Genomic DNA, 23,252 nt, shown 5'->3' on the forward strand with positions numbered 1-23,252 from the left:
CACGCACAGCACGATCCGAACACGAGAGGCAGGAACCACATGAACAAGCGCGCATCAGGCGCCGCGGCACTCATCGCCGTGGCAGCCCTCGCCCTGGCCGGCTGCGCCGGAGGAGACGGCGGATCCGGTGGGGGCGACGGAGCCCCGATCGTGGTCGGGTCCATCAACACCATCAGCGGGCCGGCCACCTTCCCCGAGGCCTCCCAGGCGGCGGCCGCGGTCTTCGACGCCTTCAACGACGCCGGAGGACTGGACGGCCGCAAGATCGACTACAAGACCCTCGATGACAAGGGCGACCCCGCCACGGCGACCGCCTCGGCCAGGGAACTGGTCGGCAGCGACGGCGCCGTCGCGCTGGTCGGCTCCGCGAGCCTGATCGAGTGCGAGATCAACGCCAAGTACTACGAGCAGGAGAGCATCCTGTCGATGCCGGGAATCGGCGTCGACACCGGCTGCTTCGACAGCGAGAACATCTCGCCGGCGAACGTCGGCCCGTTCAACGACATGACCCTCACGCTGCAGTACGGATCCGAGGTGCTCGGGCTCGACGACATCTGCATCCTGCTGGAGATCGCCGGCTCCACCCGGCCGACCTACCAGGCCGCCATCGACAAGTGGTCGGAGATCACCGGCAAGGAGCCGAAGTACGTCGACGACACCGTTCCGTACGGCGCATCCGACTACACCCCGTACATCGTCAAGGCGCGCGAGGCCGGCTGCAAGGCCCTCGCGATCAACCCCGTCGAGCCGGACGCGATCGGTCAGGTCAAGGCCGCGAACGCCCAGGGCTGGGACGACGTCACCTGGCTGTACCTGACGAGCGTCTACAGCGAGAACTTCGCCGAGGCCGTGGACGATGCGGGAGCCGGCATCTACGTTCCCGCCGAGTTCTACCCGTTCACGGACGACAGCGAGATCAACGCCGACTGGCGCACCCTGATGGAGGACAACGACATCCCGCTGACGTCGTTCAGTCAGGGCGGCTACCTCGCGGCGACCTACTTCATCGAGGTGCTCAAGGGCATCGACGGCGACATCACCCGTGAGAGCGTCTCCGAGGCGCTGAAGAACATGGAGCCGATCGAGAACCCGATGGTCGGCACGCCCTACGCGTTCGGCACGCAGAACACCGCGGGCTGGCCGATCATCCTCAAGTCCGGCACCCACGCCTGGGAGCAGGTCGCCGACGACTGGCTCCGCATCGGCGAGTAGTCCACCAGACCGCCTGCCGCCGGGCGCATTACCGGCGGCAGGCACCTTCCCCCTCCCCCTCGGAACAGAAAGGACGCCCATGCTGCAAGGTGCCATCGCGGGGCTCGCCGCCGGCGGTCTCTACGCGGTTCTCGGCGTATGCCTGACGCTCATGTCCCGGCTCGTGCGGGTCGTGAACTTCGCCCAGGCCGCGACCGGCATGTTCGGCGGCTTCACAGCCGTGTGGTTCGTGCGCGAACTGGGGCTGCCCATCTGGGTCGGCTCCGTGCTCGGGGTGCTCGTGGCAGGGCTGCTGGCCGCGGCGATCGGCTTCATCGCTGCGACGTGGCTGTCCGAAGCGTCGACCACGACCCGCTCGGCGATGACCGTCGGCCCGCTGCTGCTGCTGATCTCGATGTCGTTCATCCTGTTCGGCAACAAACCGCAGCCGTTCGCGCCGATCATCGCCGGGCCCGCTTTCACGACCGGCGGCGTCGTCGTCAGCCAGGTCACGGTCGCAACCGTCGCGATGGCGATCGTGACGGCCATCGCCGTGCGCATCGTCCTGCGTCGCACCAGAGTCGGAACGCAGCTGCGCGCCCTCTCCGAGCGCCCCACGACGGCCGAACTGCTCGGCATCCGCTCGCGGCCGCTCTCCATCGCGGTGTGGTTCGTCACGGGTGTGATCAGCGCGATCGCGATCATCATCGTGGCGCCGTCGCAGTCCAACGACGCGACGAGCCTGTCGATGCTCATCGTGCCCGCCGCCGCGGCCGCGCTCCTCGGCGGCTTCCGCCGTCTCGACCTCGCCGTCGCCGGCGGACTCATCCTCGGCGTGCTCGGCGGACTCGTCGCCCAGATCGGCGAGGTCGCGCTGGTGCGCAACTTCCTCCCGTTCCTGTTCATCGTCGTCCTGCTGCTCTGGACGCAGCGCAAGGAGGTGTGGGATGCCGCTCGTTGACCGCCCCTGGTTCCGCGTCACCTGGCCGTTCGCCGTCGCCCTCGTCGGCATCGGGGTCGGTGCGATCCTCAGCTCGGCCCTGCCCGGGTACTTCGTCTTCCTCGCCATCAGCGCGGTCACCGCCGCCATCGCCATCCTCGGCCTCGGCATCGTGACCGGCTCCGCAGGGATGATCGCCCTGTGCCAGCTCACGTTCGCAGCCGTCGGCGCCTGGATCGTGTCGCTGCTCAACGTTGTGCAGGCGCCGGGAGGATTCCTCCTATGGCTGATCCTCGGCGGTGTCGCGGCGGGGCTCGTCGGCATCCTGGTCGGCCTTCCCGCCCTGCGGCTGCGGGGGGTGAACCTGGCGGTCGTGACCCTCGGCTTCGCCGCAGCGGCCGACGTCACGCTGGTGCAGATCCAGTTCCCCGGCTCGGCGGACGGCACGGCCATCGAACGACCGGAGATGTTCTCGAACGACCGCCAGTTCTTCTTCCTGTCCATCGTCGTGCTCGCGGTCTGCGCCCTCGGAGTGTTCTTCCTGCAGCGGGGCCGCTGGGGGTCGAGCTGGAAGGCCGTGGCATTCTCCGAACGGGGAACCGCCGCCTCGGGGCAGAGCGTGCAGGCGGCCAAGCTGACCGCCTTCGCCGTCTCCGCGGCCCTCGGCGGCATCTCGGGTGGGCTGCTGGCCGGTCAGGTGCAGCTGCCGTTCGCGTCGAGCTTCACGCCGCTGCAGTCCCTCGCGCTCTACGTGCTGGCGATCATGTCCGGCGCCCACCTGATCGACATGGCGATCTTCGGCGGGCTGCTCTGGGTGCTCGTTCCCGAGCTGCTCAAGCGCTGGGGTGTGCCGCAGGACTGGGCTTTCGTCGTCTTCGGCGTGCTGGGCGTGCAGGCTCTCACCAGCGGGACCAACCTCGGCCAGGGCATTCGCAACCTGCTCTACCTCCGCGCGGACCGGCGAACCGCGAACGCGCAGCTCACCGCCCTGCCGGCCGATGCCGGAGCCGATGCCTCGGCCGTCACGACGACGACAACGGCCACGGTCGACGATGCGGACCTGCGTGGTGCGCCCGTGCTCACCGTGGAGGGTCTCACCGTGCAGTTCGGCGCACTCAAGGCACTGGACGATGTGTCGTTCCAGGTGCCGGCCGCATCGATCATGGGGCTGATCGGGCCCAACGGCGCAGGGAAGTCGACCTTCGTCGACGCGATCAGCGGCTTCCTGCCGAAGCACGGAGGACGTGTGCTGCTCGGCGACCGCGACCTGGCCGGCCTCTCCCCCACCCGTCGCGCGAGATTGGGGCTGCGGCGCACGTTCCAGCAGGATCGGGTCCCGCCCGCGCTCACGGTCGGCGGCTACGTGCGGTTCGTAGCCAGACGCCGGCTCGCGAAGGCCGACATCGACGAGGTGCTGGAGTTCTTCGGCTGCCCTCCCTCCCGCGCGCGCCTGTCGAGCGTCGACGTCGGCACCCGGAGGCTCGTGGAGGTCGCCGCGAACGTCGCCGCCCGACCCCGTCTGCTGATCCTCGACGAACCCGCTGCCGGCCTGTCGCACGAGGAGCACCTGGCGCTCGCGGCACGTCTGCGAGACCTGCCGGCGCGCTACGGCGTCGCGCTGATCATCATCGAGCACGACCTCGACCTCGTGCGCTCCGTGTGCCCCACTCTGACCGTGCTCGACTTCGGTCGGGTGCTGGCGAGCGGGCCGCAGGCCGAGGTGCTCGCGAACCCCGACGTGGTGAAGGCCTACATGGGAGAGACGGAGCTGCTGACATGAGCGAACTCGTGCTGGACGCCGTGACGGTGAGTCGCGGAGCCGGACCCGTCATCTCCGACGTCTCGCTGCGGGTCGCCGGCGGCGAGGTGCTGGCCCTGGTCGGCCCCAACGGTGCGGGGAAGACGAGTCTGATCGAATCCGTCTCCGGTGTGACCCCTCACTCCGCGGGGACGATCACCCTGGACGGCGAACCCATCGACCGGCTCTCCCGCGTCACGAGGGCGCGCCGCGGCATCGTGCACATCGAGCAGGGCCGTGCCGTCTTCCCGTCGCTGACCGTGCGGGAGAACCTCTCGCTCACAGCGCGCACCCCTTCGGAGTTCGACGCCGTCCTGGCGCAGTTCCCCGAACTCGAGAAACGCATCGACGCCCCCACCGCCCTGCTGTCGGGTGGGGAGCAGCAGATGGTCGTGCTGGCCAGGGCATTCGCCGCGAAACCGCGCATCCTGCTGATCGACGAGATGTCGCTCGGCCTCGCCCCCGTCGTCTTCCTGAGGCTGATGCCGATCGTGCAGTCCATCGCCGAGTCCGGGGTCGGGGTGCTGCTGGTCGAGCAGTTCACCCAGCTCGCTCTCGGGTTGGCCGAGGAAGCGGTGGTCGTCGCCGGCGGGCGCGTCTCGTTCCAGGGCACGGCGCAGGCGTTGCAGGAGGACCCCGCGTTGCTGCACCGGGCCTACCTCGGCGGCTGAGCACGTGTCGGGGGTCGAGCGACCGTCGGCGATCACCGGGACGTGGGGATTAGCCTGAGAGGATGACCCAGACCATCCACGCCCGCGCCGCCCTCCTCGACATGGACGGCACCCTCGTCGACTCGACCGCCGTGGTGGAGCGGCTGTGGCTGGCCTGGGCGGAGCCGCACGGGATCGCCCCCGAGACGGTGCTGAGTGTGGTGCACGGACGTCAGGGTCACCAAAGCATGGCGATGATGCTGCCCGAGCGCGACCACGCGATCAACCTCCGCGAGAACGAGGTCATGCTCGCGAACGAGGCGTCCGACGTGGAAGGCGTCATCATGATCCCCGGCGCCGACGGTCTGCTCGATGCTCTGCAGCCCTTCGCCCACGCGATCGTGACCTCCGCCAACGTCGCCTTGATGACCGCGCGGATGCGTCAGGCCGGGCTGACCGTGCCCGCCCTCGCCGTGACGGCCGAGAACGTGTCCGCGTCGAAGCCCGACCCTGAGGGCTTCCTCCTCGCTGCGCGCACGCTGGGCGTCGACCCCGCGGACTGCCTCGTGTTCGAGGACTCCGGCGCCGGGATCCAGGCCGCCCACGCCGCGGGCATGCGAGTGATCGGAGTCGGCCCGCACGCCGCCGCCCACGCCCCGACCGCGCACGTGGACGACCTCACGCAGGTGTCGATCGCCGCCGTCGACGACGGCTTCGAGCTCCGGATCGGCTGAGCGGTCCGGAGCTCACACCCGGTCGCCTAGGCGGCGGAGCGGTGCGCCGCCGGTCGCCGTCGCAGCGCGGGCTCGAGCACAGCGGGCGGGTTGTACTGCTGATCGAGGCGTCCGACATCGGTGCCGGGCGGGACGATCGCGTCGATCCGGTCGAGCACCTCGTCCGTGAGCGCGATGTCCACTCCCGCAAGCAGGTCGTCCAGCTGCTCCATCGACCGCGGGCCGATCAGCGCGCTCGTGACACCGGGATGCGCGATCGCGAACGCCATCGCGAGGTGGGTCATCCGGATGCCGGTCTCCTCGGAGAGCGCGACGATCTGCTCCACGGCGTCGATCCGCCGCTCGTCCTGGTTGTGCCGGAACATGGTCGCGCGAGCGAGATCGGTCTGCTGTCCCCTCCGGAACCGTCCGGTCAGCATGCCGCCGGCGAGAGGACTCCAGACGAGGGCGCCCATGCCGTAGCGCTGCGCGACGGGCAGCACTTCCCGTTCGATGCCACGGTTCAGGATCGAGTAGGTCGGCTGCTCGGTGCGGAAGCGCTCGAGGCCCCGACGCTCGGAGGTCCACTGCGCCTCGACCTGCATCGAGGCGGGGAAGTCCGAGCTGCCGATCGCCCGCACCTTGCCGCTGCGGACCAGATCGGTCAGCGCGGAGAGCGTCTCCTCGAGGTCGACGGTGTCGTCAGGACGGTGCGCCTGGTACAGGTCGATGTAGTCGGTCCCCAGCCGACGGAGCGAGTCCTCGACGGCGCGCATGATCCATCGGCGGGAGTTGCCGCGCCTGTTCGGGTCGGTGCCCATCGGTCCGTTGAACTTCGTGGCCAGGACCACGTCGTCGCGACGGCCGGCGAGCGCCTTGCCGATGAGCTCTTCGGAGCCGCCCTGCGAGTATCGGTCGGCCGTGTCGATGATGTTGATGCCCGCATCGATGGCTCGATGCACGATGCGGATGGAGTCCCGCTCGTCGCCGTTCCCGATGCTGCCGTCCGTGCCGAGCATCATGGCCCCGAGGGCGAACGGGCTCACCTGGATCCCGGTCCTGCCGAGGGTGCGGTAGTGCATGTCGTGTTCCTTCCATCGATGGCGCTCTGCTGTCCGGTGCCCTATCGTTGACCGAAGTGGAACGCCTTTCCGGAAGCATACGGAACAGTGTTCCGTTTATGCAACCCCCGGAGGATCCATGCGCGCCGACGCCCGCCGCAATGCCGACGCACTGACCGATGCCGCACGCGAGGTCTTCGCCACGGAGGGGGTCGACGCGCCCGCGAGGCTGATCGCCGAGCGCGCAGGCGTCGGAGTGGGCACCCTGTACCGCCGCTTCCCGCAGCGGTCGGACCTCGTGGTCGCCGTCTTCCGGCATGCCGTCGATGCCACCGCGGCGGCCGCGGACGAGCTCGCCGCCGCGCACTCCCCGGATGACGCGCTCGCCCTGTGGCTGCAGCGCTTCACGCAGTTCGTCGCCACGAAGCGCGGGCTCGCTGCCGCGCTGCACTCCGGAGATCCCGCCTTCGAGGCACTGCCGTCGTACTTCACCGCCGAACTCGGCGGAGCGCTCGAACGTCTTCTCGACGCCGCAGCCGAGGCGGGGACGATCCGCAGCGACGTCGACGCGACGCAACTCCTGTACGCCGCAGCGAACCTCTGCCACTCCGCGGGGTCGGAGGAGCAGAGTCAGGTCCTGGTCGGGCTGCTCGTGGACGGTCTCCGCTACCGCGCAACGGCCGGGACCCGTCCCTGACGCACCCTCGGTCGGTCACATCCCGGCGTGGTCGAAGGCGATGGTCGGCACGTCCACGACGTGCGAACCGCCGTCCGCGACGATCACGGCACCGGTGATGTAAGACGACTCCCCTGACCCGAGGAAGCGCACAACCGAGGCGATCTCGGAGGGGCGCGCCGGGCGACGCAGCGGCACGTCGGCCGTGACGGTCGCATACGCCTCCTCACGGGAACCGAGCCCCGCGTGCGAGGCGAACTCGTCCATCTCGTCGTCGGCCATGGGCGTCTGCACCCAGCCGGGGCAGATCGCGTTCACCCGCACGCCGTGCCGGCCGTAGTCACGTGCCAACGTGCGGGTCAGACCGATCAGCGCATGCTTGCCCACCGTGTACCCGGCCACCGACGGGCCGGCGAACAGACCGGCGAGCGAGGAGACGATCACGATCTGCCCCTTCGCCTCGATCAGCGCAGGAAGGGCCTCGCGCGCCATCGTGAACGCCGTCGTGAGGTTCGCGCGGATCGCCGCCTCCCAGCTCGCATCGTCGGTGTCGCCGACCGGGGAGAACCCGTGGCCGCCGGCATTCGCGACGAGCACATCGATGCGACCGAAGCGCGCCAGCACCTCGGCGACAGCGGCCTGGGCCGACGCGGTGTCCGCGGCATCCGCGATGACGGGCACCGCACCCACCGCCCGCTCCACCTCGTGCAGCGGCTCCGCTCGCCGACCCACCACCACGACGTGGGCCCCCTCTGCCGCGTAGCGCTCGGCGATGGCCGCGCCGATGCCCGTGCCGCCTCCGGTGATGACGACGACGCGCCCTGAGACGCTCGATCCGACCGTGATTCCCATGTCTTCTCCTGTGTGGTGTTCGCTCGATGCGCGTGCGCGCGGTGGTCTGGTCCGATGCGTCCGTATCAGGCGGGGAATCCCGAGCGGGCGGTGTAGCCGAAGTCGCTGATCAGCGTGGTGCCGTTCACCGCCGCGGCGTGAGGCGACAGCAGGTAGGCCACGTGGGCGGCCACCTCGTCCGCGGTCTGCACGGGGAACCCGGGATCGTCCAGAGCGGCCTCACCCAGATCGCCGCGACTCATCGGTGTGTCGACGATCGACGGGGCGATCGAGTTCACGCGGATCCCGGTGCCGAGGAGATCGACGGACAGCGCGCGGCCGAACTGGACGACCGCGGCCTTCGACGCGCAGTAGGGGACCATCCCTGGTGACGCGACGAGGGCCGAGTCGCTCGCGAGGAGGACGATGGATCCCCGATCCGCGATCCGCAGCGCGGGGAGCGCGTGCTTGAGCACCAGGAAGGGCCCTGTCACGTTGACGGCGAGCACGGTGTTCCACGCAGCGAGGTCGGTGTCCTCGATCGACGAGCCGACCGGGCCGGAGATGCCTGCGCAGCACACCACGTGATCCACCCCGCCGAGACCGTCGACCGCCCTGAGCACGCCGGCGCGCACCTGCTCTTCATCCGTCACGTCGGCGAGGACGAGAACCGCCTCCGCCGCTTCCGGAACAGCGTCCCGCACGAGCGCAGCGGTGCCCTCCAGAGCGGCGCTGTCGCGGTCGAGCAACGCCACCCGCATCCCCTCCTGCGCGAGCGCGCGGGCCGTGGCGCGCCCGATGCCGCTCCCGGCACCCGTGATCAGGGCCGTCCTGTCGTGCAGCTGCAGATCCATCTGTCCCTCGCAGGCCGTCCCTGCACCGGTGGTGCGGGAGAGGACGGCGGTGTCATCACGGTCATCCTGCTCCCCTGTTCCCGGCCGTTCGAAGGTTCGGGAGGAGGCTGTGCACGCTGGCACCATCGTCTTTCCCTCAGGGTCAAGCGCGTCGTCGACAGCACGAGCAGACTCGCTCTATCGACGATTCCCCTCGTCGTCGATGCCGTGTCCGCACGGCCGTCACCCAGCAAAGGAGCCGACGTGGCAGACCCGACATCCGCGTCCACGACGCATACGCACACCTCTCTCCGACCCGGAGCCCTCGGCGTCGCCGGGATCGTCTTCCTCGTCCTCGCCGCCGTCGCCCCGCTCACGGGCATCGTGGTGGTGGCCTCGCTCGCCATCGCGCTGGGCAACGGCGGTGGCACGCCCATGTCGTTCTTCCTGGTCGCGGCGATCCTGCTGCTGTTCGCGATCGGCTACGCCCAGATGTCGAAGCAGCTCGTGAACGCCGGAGGCTTCTACGCGTTCGTGGTGAAGGGCCTCGGTCGCACCGGTGGCCTCATCGCGGGTCTGATCGCCACCCTCGGCTACAACTTCTTCGTCGTCGGAACGATCGGCACCAGCGGCTTCTTCATGCAGACGATCATCCGCGACCTCACCGGCCTCGACGTGCACTGGCTCGTCTGGGGTCTGCTGTCCATCGTCGTCTGCTTCGTGCTGGCCCGGGTGGGTGTCGACTTCAGCTCGAAGATCCTGGGGGTCTGCCTCGTGCTCGAGGTGCTGATGCTCGTGGTGTTCGACATCTCCGTGCTCGTGCAGACGGGCTACGACGTGGCGGCGTTCAGCCCCGAGGCCGTGTTCTCCGGGTCGCTGCCCATCGGCCTGCTGCTGGCGGCGACCGGCTTCCTCGGCTTCGAGGCGACGGCGCTGTTCAGCGAGGAGGCCAAGCAGCCGCTGCGCACCATCCCGCGGGCGACCTACACCTCGATCATCGCGATCGGCGTGATCCTCGGTGTCACCACCTGGGCCGTCGTGAGCGCGACCGGTGTGGCGCAGGCCCAGGCCACCGCGCTCGAGCACCTGCCAACGGGCGACCTCATCTTCTCGCTGTCGCAGCAGTACCTGGGCGGCCCGCTCACGACCGTGATGATGATCCTGCTCCTGGTGAGCCTGTTCGCCGCCATGCTCGCCTTCCACAACTCGGCGACGCGCTACCTGTACTCGCTGGGGCGGGCCAGGATCCTCCCGCAGGCCCTCGCCCGCACGCGTGCCAACGGCGCGCCGCAGCTGGCCGGGATCGTGCAGGCCGGCTTCGCCGCGGTCGTCGCGGTGATCTTCGCCATCGCGGGAGCGGACCCGATCGTCACGCTCGTCCCCGCCATGCTCGGCTTCGGCACCCTGAGCGTGCTCATCCTGCAGGGACTCGCTGCGATCTCGATCGTCGTCTACTTCCGCCGCCGCCAGGACCCGCGCTGGTGGAGCACGTTCATCGCCCCCGGCATCGGCTTCCTCGGCATCGCGGCCATCTCCGTCCTCGCCGTCGTGAACTTCAACATCGTCGCCGGGTCGGAGGAGCTCGCCATCCGGCTGATGCCGCTGCTGCTGGTGGTCGCCCTGATCGGCGGCATCGGCTACGGGGCCTACCTGAAGCGCGCCAGACCGGCCGTCTACGAAGGCCTCGCCACCGACCTGGAGCAGTTCAGCGACCGCTGACCCCTCCCCCAGACCATCCATCGAAGGAGATCGCATGACCACTCTGAATCCCGCCGACACCTCGACCTGGCTGCCCCTGGAGGGACTGGCACCCGGCTTCGACGCCAACAAGGCCCCGCACTCGACCGCGCTGAGCGGCACCGAGGTCACCGTCGTCGACGGTCGCGGCACCCGCATCGTGCATCGCTTCGCCGACTCGACCGTCTCGTGGGAGTACCAGCCGGGAGCGGAGGACGACACCGAGGCCGCGGCGGACACCGACGACTACGAGGCCTTCGAGGTCGACGAACAGCTCTACTTCGTGCAGTTCCACCACCGCTACCTGCCGCACGAGGCCGTCTCGCTCATCCTCGACCTGCGACAGGGCCGCGCTCTGGCCGTGATCTCCGAGATCCTGCCGGCACCGGAGCAGGGCCGCACCCGCGTGCAGCACCATTTCGCCCCCGGGGTGATCGAGGGCATCGAGCAGAGCGGCGAGGAGGCCGCTCCCACGACGACCCTCATCGGTCGCAGGGTCGAGTGGGTGTACAGCGACGAGCACGCGTACGAACACGTCTACCTGTCGTCGCACTGGTACTCGTGGCAGTGCCTCGCGGGACCGGAACGCGGCCTCGCCGACACGGATGAGAACAGCGTGTGGCAGATCCGCCCCGGCATCTACGTGTTCGCCTGGCGCGAGAAGGTCATCCCCTGCGCATCCGTGACGATCGCCGACCACCGCGACGTGAACGCGATCCGCTCCCACGGCGTGCTGTTCGGCCTCGACGAGAGCGGGGAGGTGCCGACGCACTTCACGTTCGGCGCCCACGGACGACTGCTCTCCACGACGCTGCACGCGCCGGAGCTCGAGCCCGCGACCTTCGGAGCCGTCTGACATGACCGACGTCGCCGACCTCATCGTCACCGGTTCCGCGATCCGCACGGCCGACCGCGCGAACCCGGTGGTCGAGGCCTTCGCCGTGCGCGACGGCAGGATCATCGCGGTCGGAGCGCGCTCGGACATCGAAGCGCTCCGGGGCCGCAGGACCCGTCTGCTCGAGGTCGGCGACGCGGCCGTGTACCCCGGTTTCGTCGATGTGCACAACCACCACGCGCTCGCCGGGCGCACGGACCTGTTCGAGTTGTCGCTCGCGCCGTCGCTGAGTCTCGATGAGGTGCTCGACCGCGTGCGGGAGAAGGCCGCGGAGCTGCCGCAGGACGCCTGGATCGTCGGCGGCGCGGTGGCGACCACCCTGCTGCCCTCCCTCGCGAACACCGCGAGCCGACGCCGCCTGGACGAGGCGAGCGGCGGGCGCCCGGTGATGCTCATGGAGGATTCCCGCCACAACCGCTGGGTGAGCAGTCGGGCGCTGGAGCTCGCGGGCATCACGGCGGAGCACGTCCCCGAGTCGGGGGTGACCCTGCTCGACCCTGACGACGGCACACCCTCCGGCGTCCTGCTCGAAGCCGCGGGGATCCCGGTGCAGGAGGCGTACGACCGCACGGGCGGGCTCACACCGCAGCAGCACGCCGCGGCCTCCCGACGAGGTGTCGAGATCCTCAACTCCTACGGCGTGACGGCGTTCCAGGATGCAGGGGTCTCGGTGGACATCCTCCGCGCGCTCTCCGACCTCGACCGCGCGGACGACCTGCGCGCCTGGGTCGTGTCATCGCTGCTGATCAACGACGAGATCTTCGGGTTCGACCCGATCGGCGCTCCCCTGCTCGACCGGGGCGAGGAGTTCCGCACCCCGCACCATCGGCCCGATTTCGTCAAGATCTTCCTCGACGGCGTTCCGCCGGCCCGGACCGCCGCCTTCCTCGACCCTTACCCCGCCGACCCGGTGCACGGCGCACACTTCCACGGCGAGACGACCATGACCCTCGACGAGCTCACGAGGTGGCTGCGCGCCGTGGCCGAGCGTGGCCTCGGCGCCAAGGTGCACTGCACGGGGGACGGCTCCGCCCGACTGGTCCTCGACGCCGCGGAGCAGCTGCGCGCAGCAGGCTTCACCACGCCCGTGCAGATCGCGCACGGGCAGTTCCTCGCCGAGTCCGACGTCCCTCGGCTGGCGGAGCTGAACGTCTCGGCCGACATCTCCCCGTTCATCTGGTACCCCGGGGTGATCCCGCAGGCGCTGGCCGACGTGCTCGGTGATCGGGCGGAGCACTCGCAGCCCAACCGCTCGCTCCTCGATGCCGGGGCGCTCGTGGCCGGCGGATCCGACTGGCCGGTGAGCGATTCCCCGAACACGCTGGAGGGGCTGCAGGGCCTGGTGACCAGAGCCGATCCGCTCGGCCGCGCACCGGGACGTCTCTGGCCCGAACAGGCGATCACGGCGCAGGAGGCGCTGGAGGTCTTCACGATCAACGCGGCGACCGCAATGGGCCTCGGAAACGAGACCGGATCCCTCTCCCCCGGCAAATCGGCCGACTTCGTGGTGCTGGCACGCGATGCGATCGCCGGGCCCGCCGACGAGATCGTGCACACCTCGATCGAGTCGACGTGGTTCGCCGGTCGCCGTGTGCACGGGGACTGACCCGCGGATGCGGCGGTCGCGCCGATACGATGAGGCGATGCGACGCTTCCCCTCCTCCGTGTACGGCGTCGGAGAAGAGCCCGACCCGCGGTTCTCGCTCGCCAACGAGCGCACGTTCCTGGCGTGGACCAGGACTGCTCTCGCGCTGATCGCCGGGGGCGTCGCGCTCGAGGTGCTCGGCCTGGATCTGCATCCGGGGTTCCGCCTCGCGGCCTCGCTGCTGCTGATGGCGACCGGTACCGTGGTCGCGCCTCTCGCGTGGTGGGAGTGGATGCGGGCGGAACGCGCGATGCGGCAGTCACGGCCGCTGCCCGGCGCGCTGTCCGCCGTGCTGCTGGCGGCGGTGGTCGTGACGGTCGGGCTGCTGGTGCTCGCCGGCGTGCTGTGGCGTTGATCGGTCAGCGCGGATGATGCGACGTGCCATCGAACCGCAACGACGGTACGACCCCGGACTGCAACCGGAGCGCACCGAACTCGCCTGGCGACGCACCGCCCTCGCGATCGCGATCGGCTCGCTGCTGTCGCTGCGGGTCTTCCCGCTCGTCCTGCCGCCCGTGTTCGGGGCCTGGGGCATCGCACCAGGCGTGATCGGCGTCGGCACCGCATGCGTGCTCTGGATCGCCGCACGACGACGACAGCGCCGCACGACCGCCGTGCTCACAGAGACGGCGGCGGGGCCCCTTCCCGGTGGTTCGCTCCTGCTCGCGCTCACCGTGTTCGGGACCGGCTTCGGCGTGATCGCGGTGGTCCTCGTCGTCGTCGCACAGCTCGCGATGTGACTGGTCGGCACCGACGCCCCCTCAGACGTCGGTGCCGACCGGACCCGGTGCCAGCCGGACCCGGTGCCGACCTCAGTCGGCGACCGTCAGCACGGCGCGTCCCACCGCGCGCAGCACAGTGGCATCGTGCACGGAACGGGCACCCGGCACGTAGCGCACGCGCTGCAGCGAACCGCCGCGGAACGGATACGACCGGTGCTCTTCGTGCAGCTCCCAGTCGACGGGGCCACCGAAGTCGTAGCCGACGCTGATGCCCGTGAAGGGCGACATCCCGATCAGCATGGACACGTCGTCGATCCGGGCGTCGTCTCGCCCGTCGACCTCAACGCTCGCGCTCCAGCGCAGACCGGGCTGTTCGTCCATGCGCACCACGAGGCGATGCGGACCGGCGCCGAGCAGGGAACCTCGCGCGCGGTGCATGCGTCCGTACGCGTTGTACACGAGCAGCGGGGCGCCGCGGTCGAGCGCGAGCAGGTAGCCGCCGCCCTGGTCGCCGTGCGCCACGATCACCCCTGCGGCGTCGTGGCCGGCCTCGAGATCCACCTCGATCCGGAACGAGCGCAGCACCGTCAGCTTCGCCGCACGGAATCTCTCCAGCGGCGGGCGGAACGGGATCAGGTCGACCGGTGCCGACAACGGCTCCTCGGTGTCGGGTCGCACCCGGAACAGCGCACCCTCGTCGTCCAGCGGGAACACTGTGTTCCGCCATGCCTCGGCATGCCAACGATCTGCGAGTGCGGCGACGACCTCCGGGTGGGCATGCGCGACGTCGACGGTCTCCGTGGGATCGAGCTCCAGGTCGTACAGTTCCCAGCTCCCGCCTGCCGGTCCTTCGTCCGGTGTGGGGGTCACGGTCGAGAGCGCCTTCCAGCGGCCGTCCACGATCGCTCGCCGCCCCACGCACTCGAAGTACTGCACCTCACGCCCGTCCGCGCGAGGGTTCGCGAGCACATCCACGATGCTGCCGCCGTCCATGTCGAGCGCGGGCACGCCGTTGCGTTCGGCCAGGGCAGGCACCCCGCAGAGTTCCAGCAGCGTGGGCGCGAGGTCGGACACGAACACGAACTGGTCGCGCAGCCCGCCGCGCATCGGTGCATCGGGCCAGGACACGAGCAGAGGCGCGTGGACTCCCCCCTCGTAGGTAGTGGCCTTGAACGAGCGGAACGGGGTGTTGGACACCCGCGCCCACCCTGTGGGGTACTGCCCGAACAGGCGCGGCCCGCCGATGTCGTCCACGTCGCGCGGCACGTCGGTGACCCAGTCCTCGGGCATGCCGCCGTGGCTGCCGAACTGCGCGAAGTAGCTCCGCGTGCCGGTCGGACCGCCCTCCGCCGTCCCCCCGTTGTCGCTGGCGATCACCACGATGGTGTTCTCGCGCTCCCCGCTGCGTTCGAGTCGATCGAGCAGGCGACCGACGCTCTGGTCGATCTCGTCCACGGCCGCCGCGTACACCTCCATGTGCCTCGCGAACAGCCGCCGGTCCTCTTCGGCGAGGTCGTCCCAGGCGGGGATCTGCGCACCGTCGGCTATCGCGTCCGTCGGCAGGTCGGCATGCGCCGGCACGATGCCCCGTTCGCGCTGCCGAGCGAATCGCTCCTCGCGCATCCGATTCCACCCGGCCTCGTACCGACCGCGGTACTTCGCGATGTCGATGTCCTTCGCCTGGATGGGGCCGTGCACCGAGGTGTGCGCGTAATAGAGGAAGAACGGCTTGTCGGGGTCGTTCACGCGCAGATCGTCGATCATGCCGATCGCCCTGTCCGTGAGCTCGTCCGTCAGGAAGAAGCCGTCGGGGTACTCATGCAGATCGACCACTGCGTTGTCCTGCACGAGCCGGTGCGGGTGATGCAGCGAGGTGAAGCCGTCCATGCTGCCGAAGTACCTGTCGAAGCCGCGCTGCAACGGCCACGTGCGACGGTCGGCTCCGTCGTGCAGGCTCGACTCCAGGGTCAGGTGCCACTTGCCGACCATGAACGTCGCGTATCCCCCTGCCCGCAGCGACTCGGCGAGGGTCGGGGCGTCGGCGGGCAGCTCGCAGCTGAACCCCGGGTAACCGGGATCGACGTGCGCCACGAAGCCGAAGCCCGCACGGTGGGGGTTCAGGCCCGTGAGCAGGGCGGCGCGGGCCGGGGAGCACATCGGAGCGGTGCGGTAGTTCGTGAAGACCCAGCCGTCGGCGGCCAGCGCGTCGATGCGCGGGGTGTCGATCTCGCTGCCGAAGGGCCCGAGGTCGCTGAAGCCCAGATCGTCGATCAGCATCACGATCACGTTCGGAGCCCCCACTCTCGCGCGGCGAGGCTCCGGCCACCAGGGCTCGGAGGACGAGGTGAACTCCTCGGCGCGGCCCTGGAACCGTTCGTATCCACGGGCTTCGTACGACACGGACATTCAGCCCGCCTTCCGGATGAGCTCGAAGATGCGGGTGCGCAGCTCGGCGAACACCGGGAGGGCTCGTGTCGTGAGCTGATCACGATGACCGCTGAAGTCGATCTCGATGATCTCGGTGACCTTCGCGGGGCGTTCGCCGAGCACCACCACACGGTCGGAGAGGTAGACCGCCTCATCGATGTCATGGGTGACGACGACGATCGTCATCCCGAACTGCTCGCGGATGCGCAGGCACAGGTCCTCCAGCTCGAAGCGCGTCTGCGCGTCGACCGAGGCGAAGGGCTCGTCCATCACGAGCACTTCCGGCCGGTAGGCGATCGCCCGCGCGATCGCGACGCGCTGCTGCATGCCGCCGGACAGCTGCCAGGGGAACTTGGACTCCGCACCGGACAGTCCGACGGCGGAGAGGGCGGCAGCGATGCGCTCCTCGCGCTCCGCGGCGGGCAGGCGCAGATGCTTCAACGGCAGGCGCACGTTCTTCTCGACCGTGAGCCACGGCATCAGCGACCGGGTGTACTCCTGGAACACGAGCGCCATCTCCTCGGGAGGGCCGTCGATGGGGGTCCCGTCGATGGCCGCGCTCCCGGCGGTGATGCTCTGCAGCCCGGTGAGGCACTTCAACAGGGTGGTCTTGCCGATGCCGGAGGGACCGACGATGCAGCACACCTCCCCGGCGTGCACGTCGAAGGTGAGGTCGGCGATCACGGGCACAGGACCCGCCTTCGTCTCGTACGACTTCGCGAGGCCCTGCACGCTCAGGCGCACCGGCGCGGTGACGGTGGTGGTGGTCATGCGTTCTTCTCCTGTTGCTGGGAGGCGATGTACCAGCGCAGCACGCGGCGCCGGAAGAGGGTGAACACGGCGGTCGCGGTGTATCCGATGACGCCGAGGACGAGGATCCCGGCCCACATGTCCGGGATGGCGAAGGACTGCTGCGCGAGCAGGGTCGCCGCTCCGAGCCCCGTCGAGGAGCCGAGCATCTCGCTCGCGATCATGACGACGAACGCCGTGATCAGACTGACCTGCATCCCGGAGAGGATGCGCGGACTCGCAGCGGGGAGCATCACGGAGAACAGCCGCTCGCCGGCGCTCAGCCGGTACACGCGGCTCACCATCTCGAGTGTGGGCTCGCCGGCGCGGACGCCGTCGATCGTCGAGATCAGGATGGGGAACACCGCGGCCAGGGTGATGGAGAGGATGCGCGTCTCGGTGCCGAAACCGATGAGCGAGACGAAGATCGGCACCAGCGCGACCGGCGGGATCGCACGGAAGAAGTGGATGGTCGGCTCGGCGAACCAGCTCAGCGGACGGACGAGGCCCAGCAGCAGCCCCACGAGCACACCGATCACGGTCGCCAGCAGGAAGGACACCACCAGGTTGCCCACGGACGAGGCGACGTCGAGCAGGAAGGCGGGCGTCTGCGCGAGCTGCCAGAGCCGTTGCAGGATCGTCTGCAGCGGCGGGAAGAACGCGTTGGTCGACCCGGCCGAGGCGAACCACCACAGCGCCAGCAGCGCGACGGGCACCGCGATCTCGGCACCGAGCAGAACGCCGCGCGGGAGTCCGTCCTGGCCGCGTCGTCGAGCGAGCCTGGTTCGGGTCTGGATCGACGAGGTGAGGGTCATCACACGACCTGCTTCCGGTATTGCGGATGCCAGTGCAGGAGCGTGCGCTCGCCCCACTGGCTGAGTCCCTGAATCAACAGGCCGAGCACGCCGAGGATCAGCACGTACGCGAAGAGCTGCGCCTGGTTGCCGGTGATCTGCGACAGCAGCAGGCTCTGGCCGAGACCCGGCCCTCCCCCGAGGAGTCCTGCCACCACCGCGACCACGAGCGATGTCGGTGCGGCGACCCGCACGGCCGTGCCGATGTAGGGCAGCGCGCTCGGGAGCACGATCCGGCCGAGGATCTCGGCTCTTCCCATGCCGTACGAGCGTCCGGTGGCCCTGGCGACCGGATCGGTGTCGAAGACGCCGGCCGAGGCCTGCACGGCGATCGCGATGAAGCAGCCGAAGAACACCAGGAAGATGCCCATGCTCGCCGTCGGCCCCATGACCAGCACGACGACGGGCAGGATCACGATCGGCGGGATGGGTTTCAGGAACTCCAGCGGCACCCGCGTCGCGTGCATCGCGAGCGGGGACGTGCCGATCGCGACGCCGAGGGCGACACCGACGACGATCGCCAAGACGAGTCCGACGAGGGCCATCGTGAGCGTGTCACCGAGGGCCGTCCACGTCGCAGGGGTTCCGAGCAGACGGATCGCCTCGCCGATCGCGGCCGTGGCTGCCGGCAGGGGTGACCCGGCGAGCGGCCCGGCGGTCGCCGACCATTCCCAGAGCGCGAGCGCCGAGGCGACGCCGGCTGCTCCGATGAGCGGCGGGAGGAGAGAAGAGCGGTTCATGAGCATCATCCGGCGGCGAGGACGACGCCTTCGAGGTCGACCGGAGCCGCGAGGAAGCCGAGGGCGACGAGCTTGTCGTTCACGCGTTCGAGATCCACGGGCGCCACCTCGGCCGGCCAGAACGGCAGCTTGACGTCGTCGACCGTCAGCGTCGAGCCTGTGGCGTCGATCCCGGCCTGGATCGCGTCCTCCGGGTGCTCGTTCGCGTAGGCGTTGCTCTTGGCGACAGCGCGCTGGAAGGCGGCGATGGCATCGGCCTTCGCCGCGATCGTGCTCTCCCCCGCGGTCCACAGCCCCACGGCGCCCTCCTCGAAGAAGCCGACGGACGGCGAGTCGAGCTGCACCGCACCCGCCGCATCCGCCTCCGCGGTGAAGGGACTGACGAGACCCGCCGCATCGACCGTGCCGCTCTGCAGCGCGGCGACCGCCGAGGTGAAGTCCAGGACGACCCATTCCACCGAGCCGGGATCGACGCCGGCACGGTCGAGGGCATCGGAGATGACGACTTCGAGCTGCGCCTTGCGCGCGGGGATGGCGATGGTCGCCCCCTTCAGGTCCGCGACCGAGGAGATGCCGCTGGCGGCGGAGGCGAACAGACCGGTGTCGTCGACGGTCGCGGGGTCTTCGGCGTCAGCCGCTCCGGCGACGAATCCGTCCGCCGGTGCGACGACCTTCAGCGGGACGCCGCTGCTGAGTGCGTTCAGCAGCGGGATGCTGGGGGCGTACGCGATGTCGACCTGTCCGCCCTGCGCGGCGGCGAGTCCGGCCGGCGGGTTGGCGACCACCGAGGTCTCCAGCTTCAGCCCCTCCTCCTCGAAGAAGCCCCGCTCCTGTCCCCGTATCAGCGCCCCGTCGGAGACGAGGCCGATGGTCGCGACCTTGAGCGTCGTCAGCTCGCCGTCGCCGCCGGAGGAGGACGCGGGGGCGGAGGTGCAGGCTGCGAGCGCGAGCGTCCCGGCCACCACGAGGGCGCCGGAGGCGCGACGTGCGAGTCTTGTGACGTTCATGAGAACTCCTCTTCGAGTTAGTCACCGGTTGGTGATTTTAAAGATCGTAGTCGCGCTTAGTGCTTTGTTGATTACGATCGGGTTACATTAGTCACCGTTTGGTGACTAAAAACAGCAAATGGAGAATCGTGGATGTAAGAGTGCAGGACCGGAGAGGGGGGCGCGATGCCCAAGATCGTCGACCATGAGGAACGCAGGACCCACATCGCCGATGCGGCGACACAGGTGATCATCCGCGTCGGTTTCGACAACCTCACGATGCGCGAGATCGCCACGGAGGCCGGCTACGCGCATGGCGCGATCGCCCGGTACTTCCCCGACAAGAGGAGCGTCCTCACGGCGGCGTTCCTCCGTCTGTACTCGCTCGCCAACGACCGCATCCACGCCCGCATCGAGGGCGTCCGAGGACTCGAGGCTCTGGAGCGGATGTGCAGGGAGATCCTCCCCTACAGCCCGAACGGCCCGCTGTACGCCAAGGTGGTCATCGCGTTCTGGGATCACGCGTCGCAGGACGACGAGGTCACCAGGATCCACCGCGTGAACAACCTGCACTGGCGGGACCTGTTCCGCCAGTGTCTGATCGAGGCCAGGGACGACGGCGAGCTCGCCGACGGCATCGACATCGAGACCGCGGTGAACGAGATCGCGTCGCGCAATGCGGGGTGGCAGATGATCTCGGTGCTGATGCCGGACTCGGCGGGCGACGGGCGGCTGAACGACGGCCTCGACGCGCTGCTGTCGACGCTCCGTCGCCCCTCCGTCCCGCCCGCCCGCTGATCGCATCCGTCGTCCTGCCTTCAGCCTGCGAGGATGAACCGCGCGCCGCGTTCGCCGATCATGGCCGCAGGCGCGTTGGTGTTGCCGGTGGGCACGGTCGGCATGACGGAGGCGTCGACCACACGCAGCCCGTCGATCCCGCGTACCCGGAGCTGCGGATCGACCACGGACTCCTGGTCGCTGCCCATGCGGCAGGTACCGACCTGGTGGTGGTAGGTGATGGCCGTGCGGCGCACCCAGTCCTCCACATCGTCGTCCGTCACGTCCGGCCCGGGGTACACCTCCACCGCTCCCCACTCCTCGGCGAGCGCAGGCTGTGCGCCGATGCGGCGGCACTGGCGCACGGAGGCGGCGAGGGCGTCGGCATCGCGCTGATCCTCCAGTGCCGCCAGGTCGATGTGCGGCAGGTCGTCGAGGCCGGGACCGGTGAGGCGCAGCTCGCCGCGGCTGTACGGCGTCACCAGGCCCGCCATGAGCGTGAACCCGTCGTCGCCCCGCGGTTCCAGGTCGCCCCACATCGGCACGGAGAAGTGGATGGGCTGCGTGTCCGGCTGCGCGAGGCCGTCGCGGCTGCGCCAGAACAGGTGGCTCTGCGTGACGGACACCCCCGACTGCGGCGGGCCGATGGGCTTCTTCTCGGTCGCGAAGATCACCGGGGAGAGGAGGTGGTCGTGCAGATTCTTGCCCACAGCGGAGGCGTCGTGCACGACGGGGATGCCGAGCGCACTCAGCTCGTCAGCGGGACCGATGCCCGAGCGCAGCAGGATGACGGGCGTGCCGAGCGCTCCCGCCGACAGGACGATCTCGTCCGCGAACACTTCCTCGGTCTCATCGCCCTCCCCCAGCCGGATGCCGACCGCGCGCCCGTCGCGCACGATCACGGAGTGGACGGCGCGGCCGGTGAGGATCGTCATCCGGTCGGCGACGGGCTGCGCGTAGGCCGTCCAGGTGTTGACCCGACGGCCGTCCTTGATCGTGACCTGCTCCTGTGAGACCCCGTCGAGCGTGCCCCCGTTGTAGTTCGGGTTGCGCGGCAGCCCCTCCTCGACGGCGGCGTCGATGATCGAAGCCTGGATGGGCGAGAGCGCATAATCGTCGGTCACGGGCAGCAGGTCGTTCTCGATCGCGTCGTAGATCGGCTCGACCTCGGCCCAGCCCCATCCCGTCGCGCCGGCGGCCTCCCACGCGTCGTAGTCGGAGGCCGCGCCGCGCACCCAGATCATGGCGTTCAGCGCGTGCGAGCCGCCGGTGACCTTGCCGCGAGGGAGATGCAGACGTCGACCGGCCGCGTGCGGCTGCGGCACGGTGAAGAAGTCCCAGTCCTCGGCGGAGTGCCAGAGCTCCCCCGCCCGCGACGGGTCGTGGATGGCCGGGTTCGTGTCGTAGCCGCCGGCCTCGACGAGCGTGACGGCGACCCCGGCGTCGGCGAGACGCCGGGCGACGATGGCGCCCGAGGTGCCGGCCCCGACGACGATGGCGGAGCGCACCGCGCCGCTGTTCGCCGCGGTCACGCTCAGGCCTTCCGGCCCGGTCCGGAGACGACCTGGGTGACGGCGACGGACTTGAGTCCCTCGACGCCGAACTCCAGCCCGTAGCCCGAGCTCTTCACACCGCCGAACGGCACCATGGGGTGCAGCCCACCGTGCGAGTTGATCCACACCGTGCCGGACTGCATGCGCGCAGCGACGGCGCGGGCCTCCTCCGGGTCGCTGGCCCACACCGAGGCGCCAAGGCCCACGTCGAGGGCGTTCGCGAGCGTGAAGGCCTCGTCGACGTCGCTGTAGCGGATGACGGGGAGTGCGGGACCGAACTGCTCCTCCTGCACCAGCGCCGCATCGTTGTCGATGTCGGCGACGATGGTAGGCCGGTAGAACAGCTCGCCGAGGTCGGATGCCGGCTCGCCGCCGGTGACGATCCGGGCACCGCGGCTCTTCGCATCGTCGACCAGGCGGCTGACGATGTCGAACTGCGGCCGGTTCTGCAGCGGTCCGAGCACATTGCCCTCGTCGAGTCCGTTGCCCATCGGCACCTGCTCGGCGATCGCGGCGAGTGCGTCCACGACCTCGTCGTAGACGGAGTCGTGCACGTAGAGGCGCTTCATGGCTGCGCAGGTCTGTCCGGTGTTGATGAACGCCCCCCAGAAGAGGTCTTCGGCGATGGCCGACGCGTCCGTGCCGGGAAGCACGATGCCCGCGTCGTTGCCGCCCAGCTCCAGCGTGAGGCGGGCGAGGTTGCCTGCGGAGCTCTCGATGATGCGGCGACCGGTCGCTGTCGAGCCGGTGAACATGATCTTGGCGATGTCGGGGTGTGACGCGAGGCGAGCGCCCACCTCACGGTCTCCGGAGACGCCGAGCAGCACATTCTCCGGCAGCACCTCGTTCATCACCGCGATCATCGCGAGCACGCTCAGCGGGGTGTACTCGCTGGGCTTCGCGACGACCGTGTTGCCCATCCGCAGCGACGGCCCGATCTGCCAGATCGTGATCATGAGCGGCCAGTTCCACGGCCCGATGGCTCCGACGACACCAGCCGCCTTGTAGACGAGCTCGGCGTGCAGCGTCTCGTCGTCGACGAGCACCTGCGACTCGAGCACGGTGCTGGCATTGGTGCGCAGCCATGCCGAGCAGGCACCGAGCTCGAACCGCGCGTTCGGGCCGTTGAGCGGCTTCCCCTGCTCCCGCGACAGGAGGTAGGCCAGACCCTCGGCGTTCGCATCGATCGCGTCGGCCGCGGCCAGGAGCAGTTCGCTCCGTTTCTCGTGACCGAGCGCCTCCCACGCGGGCTGCGCAGCCTTCGCACGGGCGATCGCGTCGTCGAGGTCGTCCACGGCGGCGACGGGTGCACGGCCGATGACCTCGCGGGTCGCAGCATCGGGGATCTCACGGCCCTCGCCTTCCGGCGCCTGGATGCGGTCGAGCAGCGCGGCGGCTGCGGAAGCTGCGGAATCGGACATCGGTGTCTCTCCT

22 protein-coding genes are annotated in these 23,252 nt (G+C 69.8%); 12 read left to right on the forward strand and 10 right to left on the reverse strand.

Translation table 11 applies throughout. The features are described from left to right. Positions 1–39: 39 nt before the first annotated feature. From MOX01_RS13950 to MOX01_RS13970, 5 genes are all read left to right on the forward strand, one after another. Positions 40–1,212 (forward strand): ABC transporter substrate-binding protein, encoded by a 1,173-nt coding sequence (locus MOX01_RS13950; RefSeq protein WP_046748894.1) that lies wholly within the window; start codon positions 40–42, stop codon positions 1,210–1,212. A 79-nt stretch (positions 1,213–1,291) separates the two neighbouring features. Further along, positions 1,292–2,152 (forward strand): branched-chain amino acid ABC transporter permease, encoded by an 861-nt coding sequence (locus tag MOX01_RS13955; RefSeq protein WP_141370181.1) that lies wholly within the window; start codon positions 1,292–1,294, stop codon positions 2,150–2,152. Beyond that, entirely contained in the window at positions 2,139–3,911 is a 1,773-nt protein-coding gene (locus MOX01_RS13960) for a branched-chain amino acid ABC transporter ATP-binding protein/permease (RefSeq protein WP_141370183.1), read from the forward strand. Before MOX01_RS13955 ends, MOX01_RS13960 begins: the two co-directional genes overlap by 14 nt. Further along, on the forward strand, positions 3,908–4,600 hold the full coding sequence (locus tag MOX01_RS13965; protein ID WP_061017206.1) for an ABC transporter ATP-binding protein: 693 nt from the start codon (positions 3,908–3,910) through the stop codon (positions 4,598–4,600). The genes MOX01_RS13960 and MOX01_RS13965 overlap by 4 nt, the downstream gene beginning before the upstream one ends. Before the next feature lie 62 nt (positions 4,601–4,662). Next, positions 4,663–5,313: an HAD-IA family hydrolase gene (locus MOX01_RS13970; RefSeq protein WP_141370185.1), complete on the forward strand. Its 651-nt coding sequence runs from the start codon at positions 4,663–4,665 to the stop codon at positions 5,311–5,313. A 26-nt stretch (positions 5,314–5,339) separates the two neighbouring features. Here the strand turns inward: MOX01_RS13970 and MOX01_RS13975 are convergent, their stop codons facing one another. Next, positions 5,340–6,374 (reverse strand): aldo/keto reductase, encoded by a 1,035-nt coding sequence (locus tag MOX01_RS13975; RefSeq protein WP_141370187.1) that lies wholly within the window; start codon positions 6,372–6,374, stop codon positions 5,340–5,342. 118 nt (positions 6,375–6,492) lie between these two features. Here MOX01_RS13975 and MOX01_RS13980 point away from each other — a divergent pair, with 118 nt between their 5' ends. Continuing rightward, positions 6,493–7,050, forward strand: a complete 558-nt coding sequence (locus MOX01_RS13980; RefSeq protein WP_141370189.1) for a TetR/AcrR family transcriptional regulator — start codon at positions 6,493–6,495, stop codon at positions 7,048–7,050. Between the two features lie 15 nt (positions 7,051–7,065). Here MOX01_RS13980 and MOX01_RS13985 read toward each other — a convergent pair whose 3' ends face one another. After that, positions 7,066–7,881 (reverse strand): SDR family NAD(P)-dependent oxidoreductase, encoded by an 816-nt coding sequence (locus MOX01_RS13985; RefSeq protein ID WP_045262180.1) that lies wholly within the window; start codon positions 7,879–7,881, stop codon positions 7,066–7,068. 65 nt (positions 7,882–7,946) lie between these two features. Beyond that, on the reverse strand, positions 7,947–8,840 hold the full coding sequence (locus MOX01_RS13990) for an SDR family NAD(P)-dependent oxidoreductase (protein ID WP_227751371.1): 894 nt from the start codon (positions 8,838–8,840) through the stop codon (positions 7,947–7,949). 117 nt (positions 8,841–8,957) lie between these two features. Here MOX01_RS13990 and MOX01_RS13995 point away from each other — a divergent pair, with 117 nt between their 5' ends. Genes MOX01_RS13995 through MOX01_RS14015 form a run of 5 tightly spaced genes read left to right on the forward strand, consistent with a single transcriptional unit; the run spans position 8,958 to position 13,710 of the window. Beyond that, positions 8,958–10,412 carry an APC family permease gene (locus MOX01_RS13995; RefSeq protein WP_046748886.1) on the forward strand — a complete coding sequence of 485 codons (1,455 nt, stop codon included), beginning with the start codon at positions 8,958–8,960 and terminating at the stop codon, positions 10,410–10,412. A gap of 34 nt (positions 10,413–10,446) precedes the next feature. Further along, positions 10,447–11,286 carry a molybdenum cofactor biosynthesis F family protein gene (locus MOX01_RS14000; protein WP_141370191.1) on the forward strand — a complete coding sequence of 280 codons (840 nt, stop codon included), beginning with the start codon at positions 10,447–10,449 and terminating at the stop codon, positions 11,284–11,286. A gap of 1 nt (position 11,287) precedes the next feature. Further along, positions 11,288–12,931, forward strand: a complete 1,644-nt coding sequence (locus MOX01_RS14005) for an amidohydrolase (RefSeq protein ID WP_141370193.1) — start codon at positions 11,288–11,290, stop codon at positions 12,929–12,931. A gap of 37 nt (positions 12,932–12,968) precedes the next feature. Next, positions 12,969–13,325, forward strand: a complete 357-nt coding sequence (locus MOX01_RS14010; protein WP_058632465.1) for a YidH family protein — start codon at positions 12,969–12,971, stop codon at positions 13,323–13,325. 13 nt (positions 13,326–13,338) lie between these two features. After that, the gene (locus tag MOX01_RS14015; RefSeq protein ID WP_227751372.1) at positions 13,339–13,710 is read left to right on the forward strand and encodes a DUF202 domain-containing protein; all 372 of its coding nucleotides are present in this window, start codon (positions 13,339–13,341) and stop codon (positions 13,708–13,710) included. Positions 13,711–13,782: 72 nt separating this feature from the next. Here MOX01_RS14015 and MOX01_RS14020 read toward each other — a convergent pair whose 3' ends face one another. The 5 genes from MOX01_RS14020 to MOX01_RS14040 are packed head-to-tail and all read right to left on the reverse strand — an operon-like array spanning position 13,783 to position 19,509. Then, positions 13,783–16,098: an arylsulfatase gene (locus MOX01_RS14020; protein ID WP_141370195.1), complete on the reverse strand. Its 2,316-nt coding sequence runs from the start codon at positions 16,096–16,098 to the stop codon at positions 13,783–13,785. Beyond that, the gene (locus MOX01_RS14025) at positions 16,099–16,890 is read right to left on the reverse strand and encodes an ABC transporter ATP-binding protein (protein ID WP_141370197.1); all 792 of its coding nucleotides are present in this window, start codon (positions 16,888–16,890) and stop codon (positions 16,099–16,101) included. Further along, positions 16,887–17,723 (reverse strand): ABC transporter permease, encoded by an 837-nt coding sequence (locus tag MOX01_RS14030; RefSeq protein WP_141370199.1) that lies wholly within the window; start codon positions 17,721–17,723, stop codon positions 16,887–16,889. Before MOX01_RS14030 ends, MOX01_RS14025 begins: the two co-directional genes overlap by 4 nt. After that, complete coding sequence (locus MOX01_RS14035) at positions 17,723–18,502, reverse strand: ABC transporter permease (RefSeq protein WP_141370201.1); 780 nt, start codon at positions 18,500–18,502, stop codon at positions 17,723–17,725. Before MOX01_RS14035 ends, MOX01_RS14030 begins: the two co-directional genes overlap by 1 nt. A 5-nt stretch (positions 18,503–18,507) precedes the next feature. Beyond that, entirely contained in the window at positions 18,508–19,509 is a 1,002-nt protein-coding gene (locus MOX01_RS14040) for an ABC transporter substrate-binding protein (protein WP_141370203.1), read from the reverse strand. Between the two features lie 165 nt (positions 19,510–19,674). Here MOX01_RS14040 and MOX01_RS14045 point away from each other — a divergent pair, with 165 nt between their 5' ends. Next, complete coding sequence (locus MOX01_RS14045; RefSeq protein ID WP_046748880.1) at positions 19,675–20,286, forward strand: TetR/AcrR family transcriptional regulator; 612 nt, start codon at positions 19,675–19,677, stop codon at positions 20,284–20,286. A 20-nt stretch (positions 20,287–20,306) separates the two neighbouring features. Here MOX01_RS14045 and MOX01_RS14050 read toward each other — a convergent pair whose 3' ends face one another. Next, positions 20,307–21,773, reverse strand: a complete 1,467-nt coding sequence (locus MOX01_RS14050; protein WP_046749065.1) for a GMC family oxidoreductase — start codon at positions 21,771–21,773, stop codon at positions 20,307–20,309. A 26-nt stretch (positions 21,774–21,799) separates the two neighbouring features. Further along, a complete protein-coding gene (locus MOX01_RS14055) occupies positions 21,800–23,239 on the reverse strand; it encodes an aldehyde dehydrogenase family protein (RefSeq protein ID WP_141370205.1) in 1,440 nt (479 codons plus the stop codon). Positions 23,240–23,252 lie beyond the last annotated feature (13 nt).

The sequence above is a fragment of the Microbacterium oxydans genome, assembly GCF_006540085.1.
GTDB classification, from domain to species: domain Bacteria; phylum Actinomycetota; class Actinomycetes; order Actinomycetales; family Microbacteriaceae; genus Microbacterium; species Microbacterium oxydans.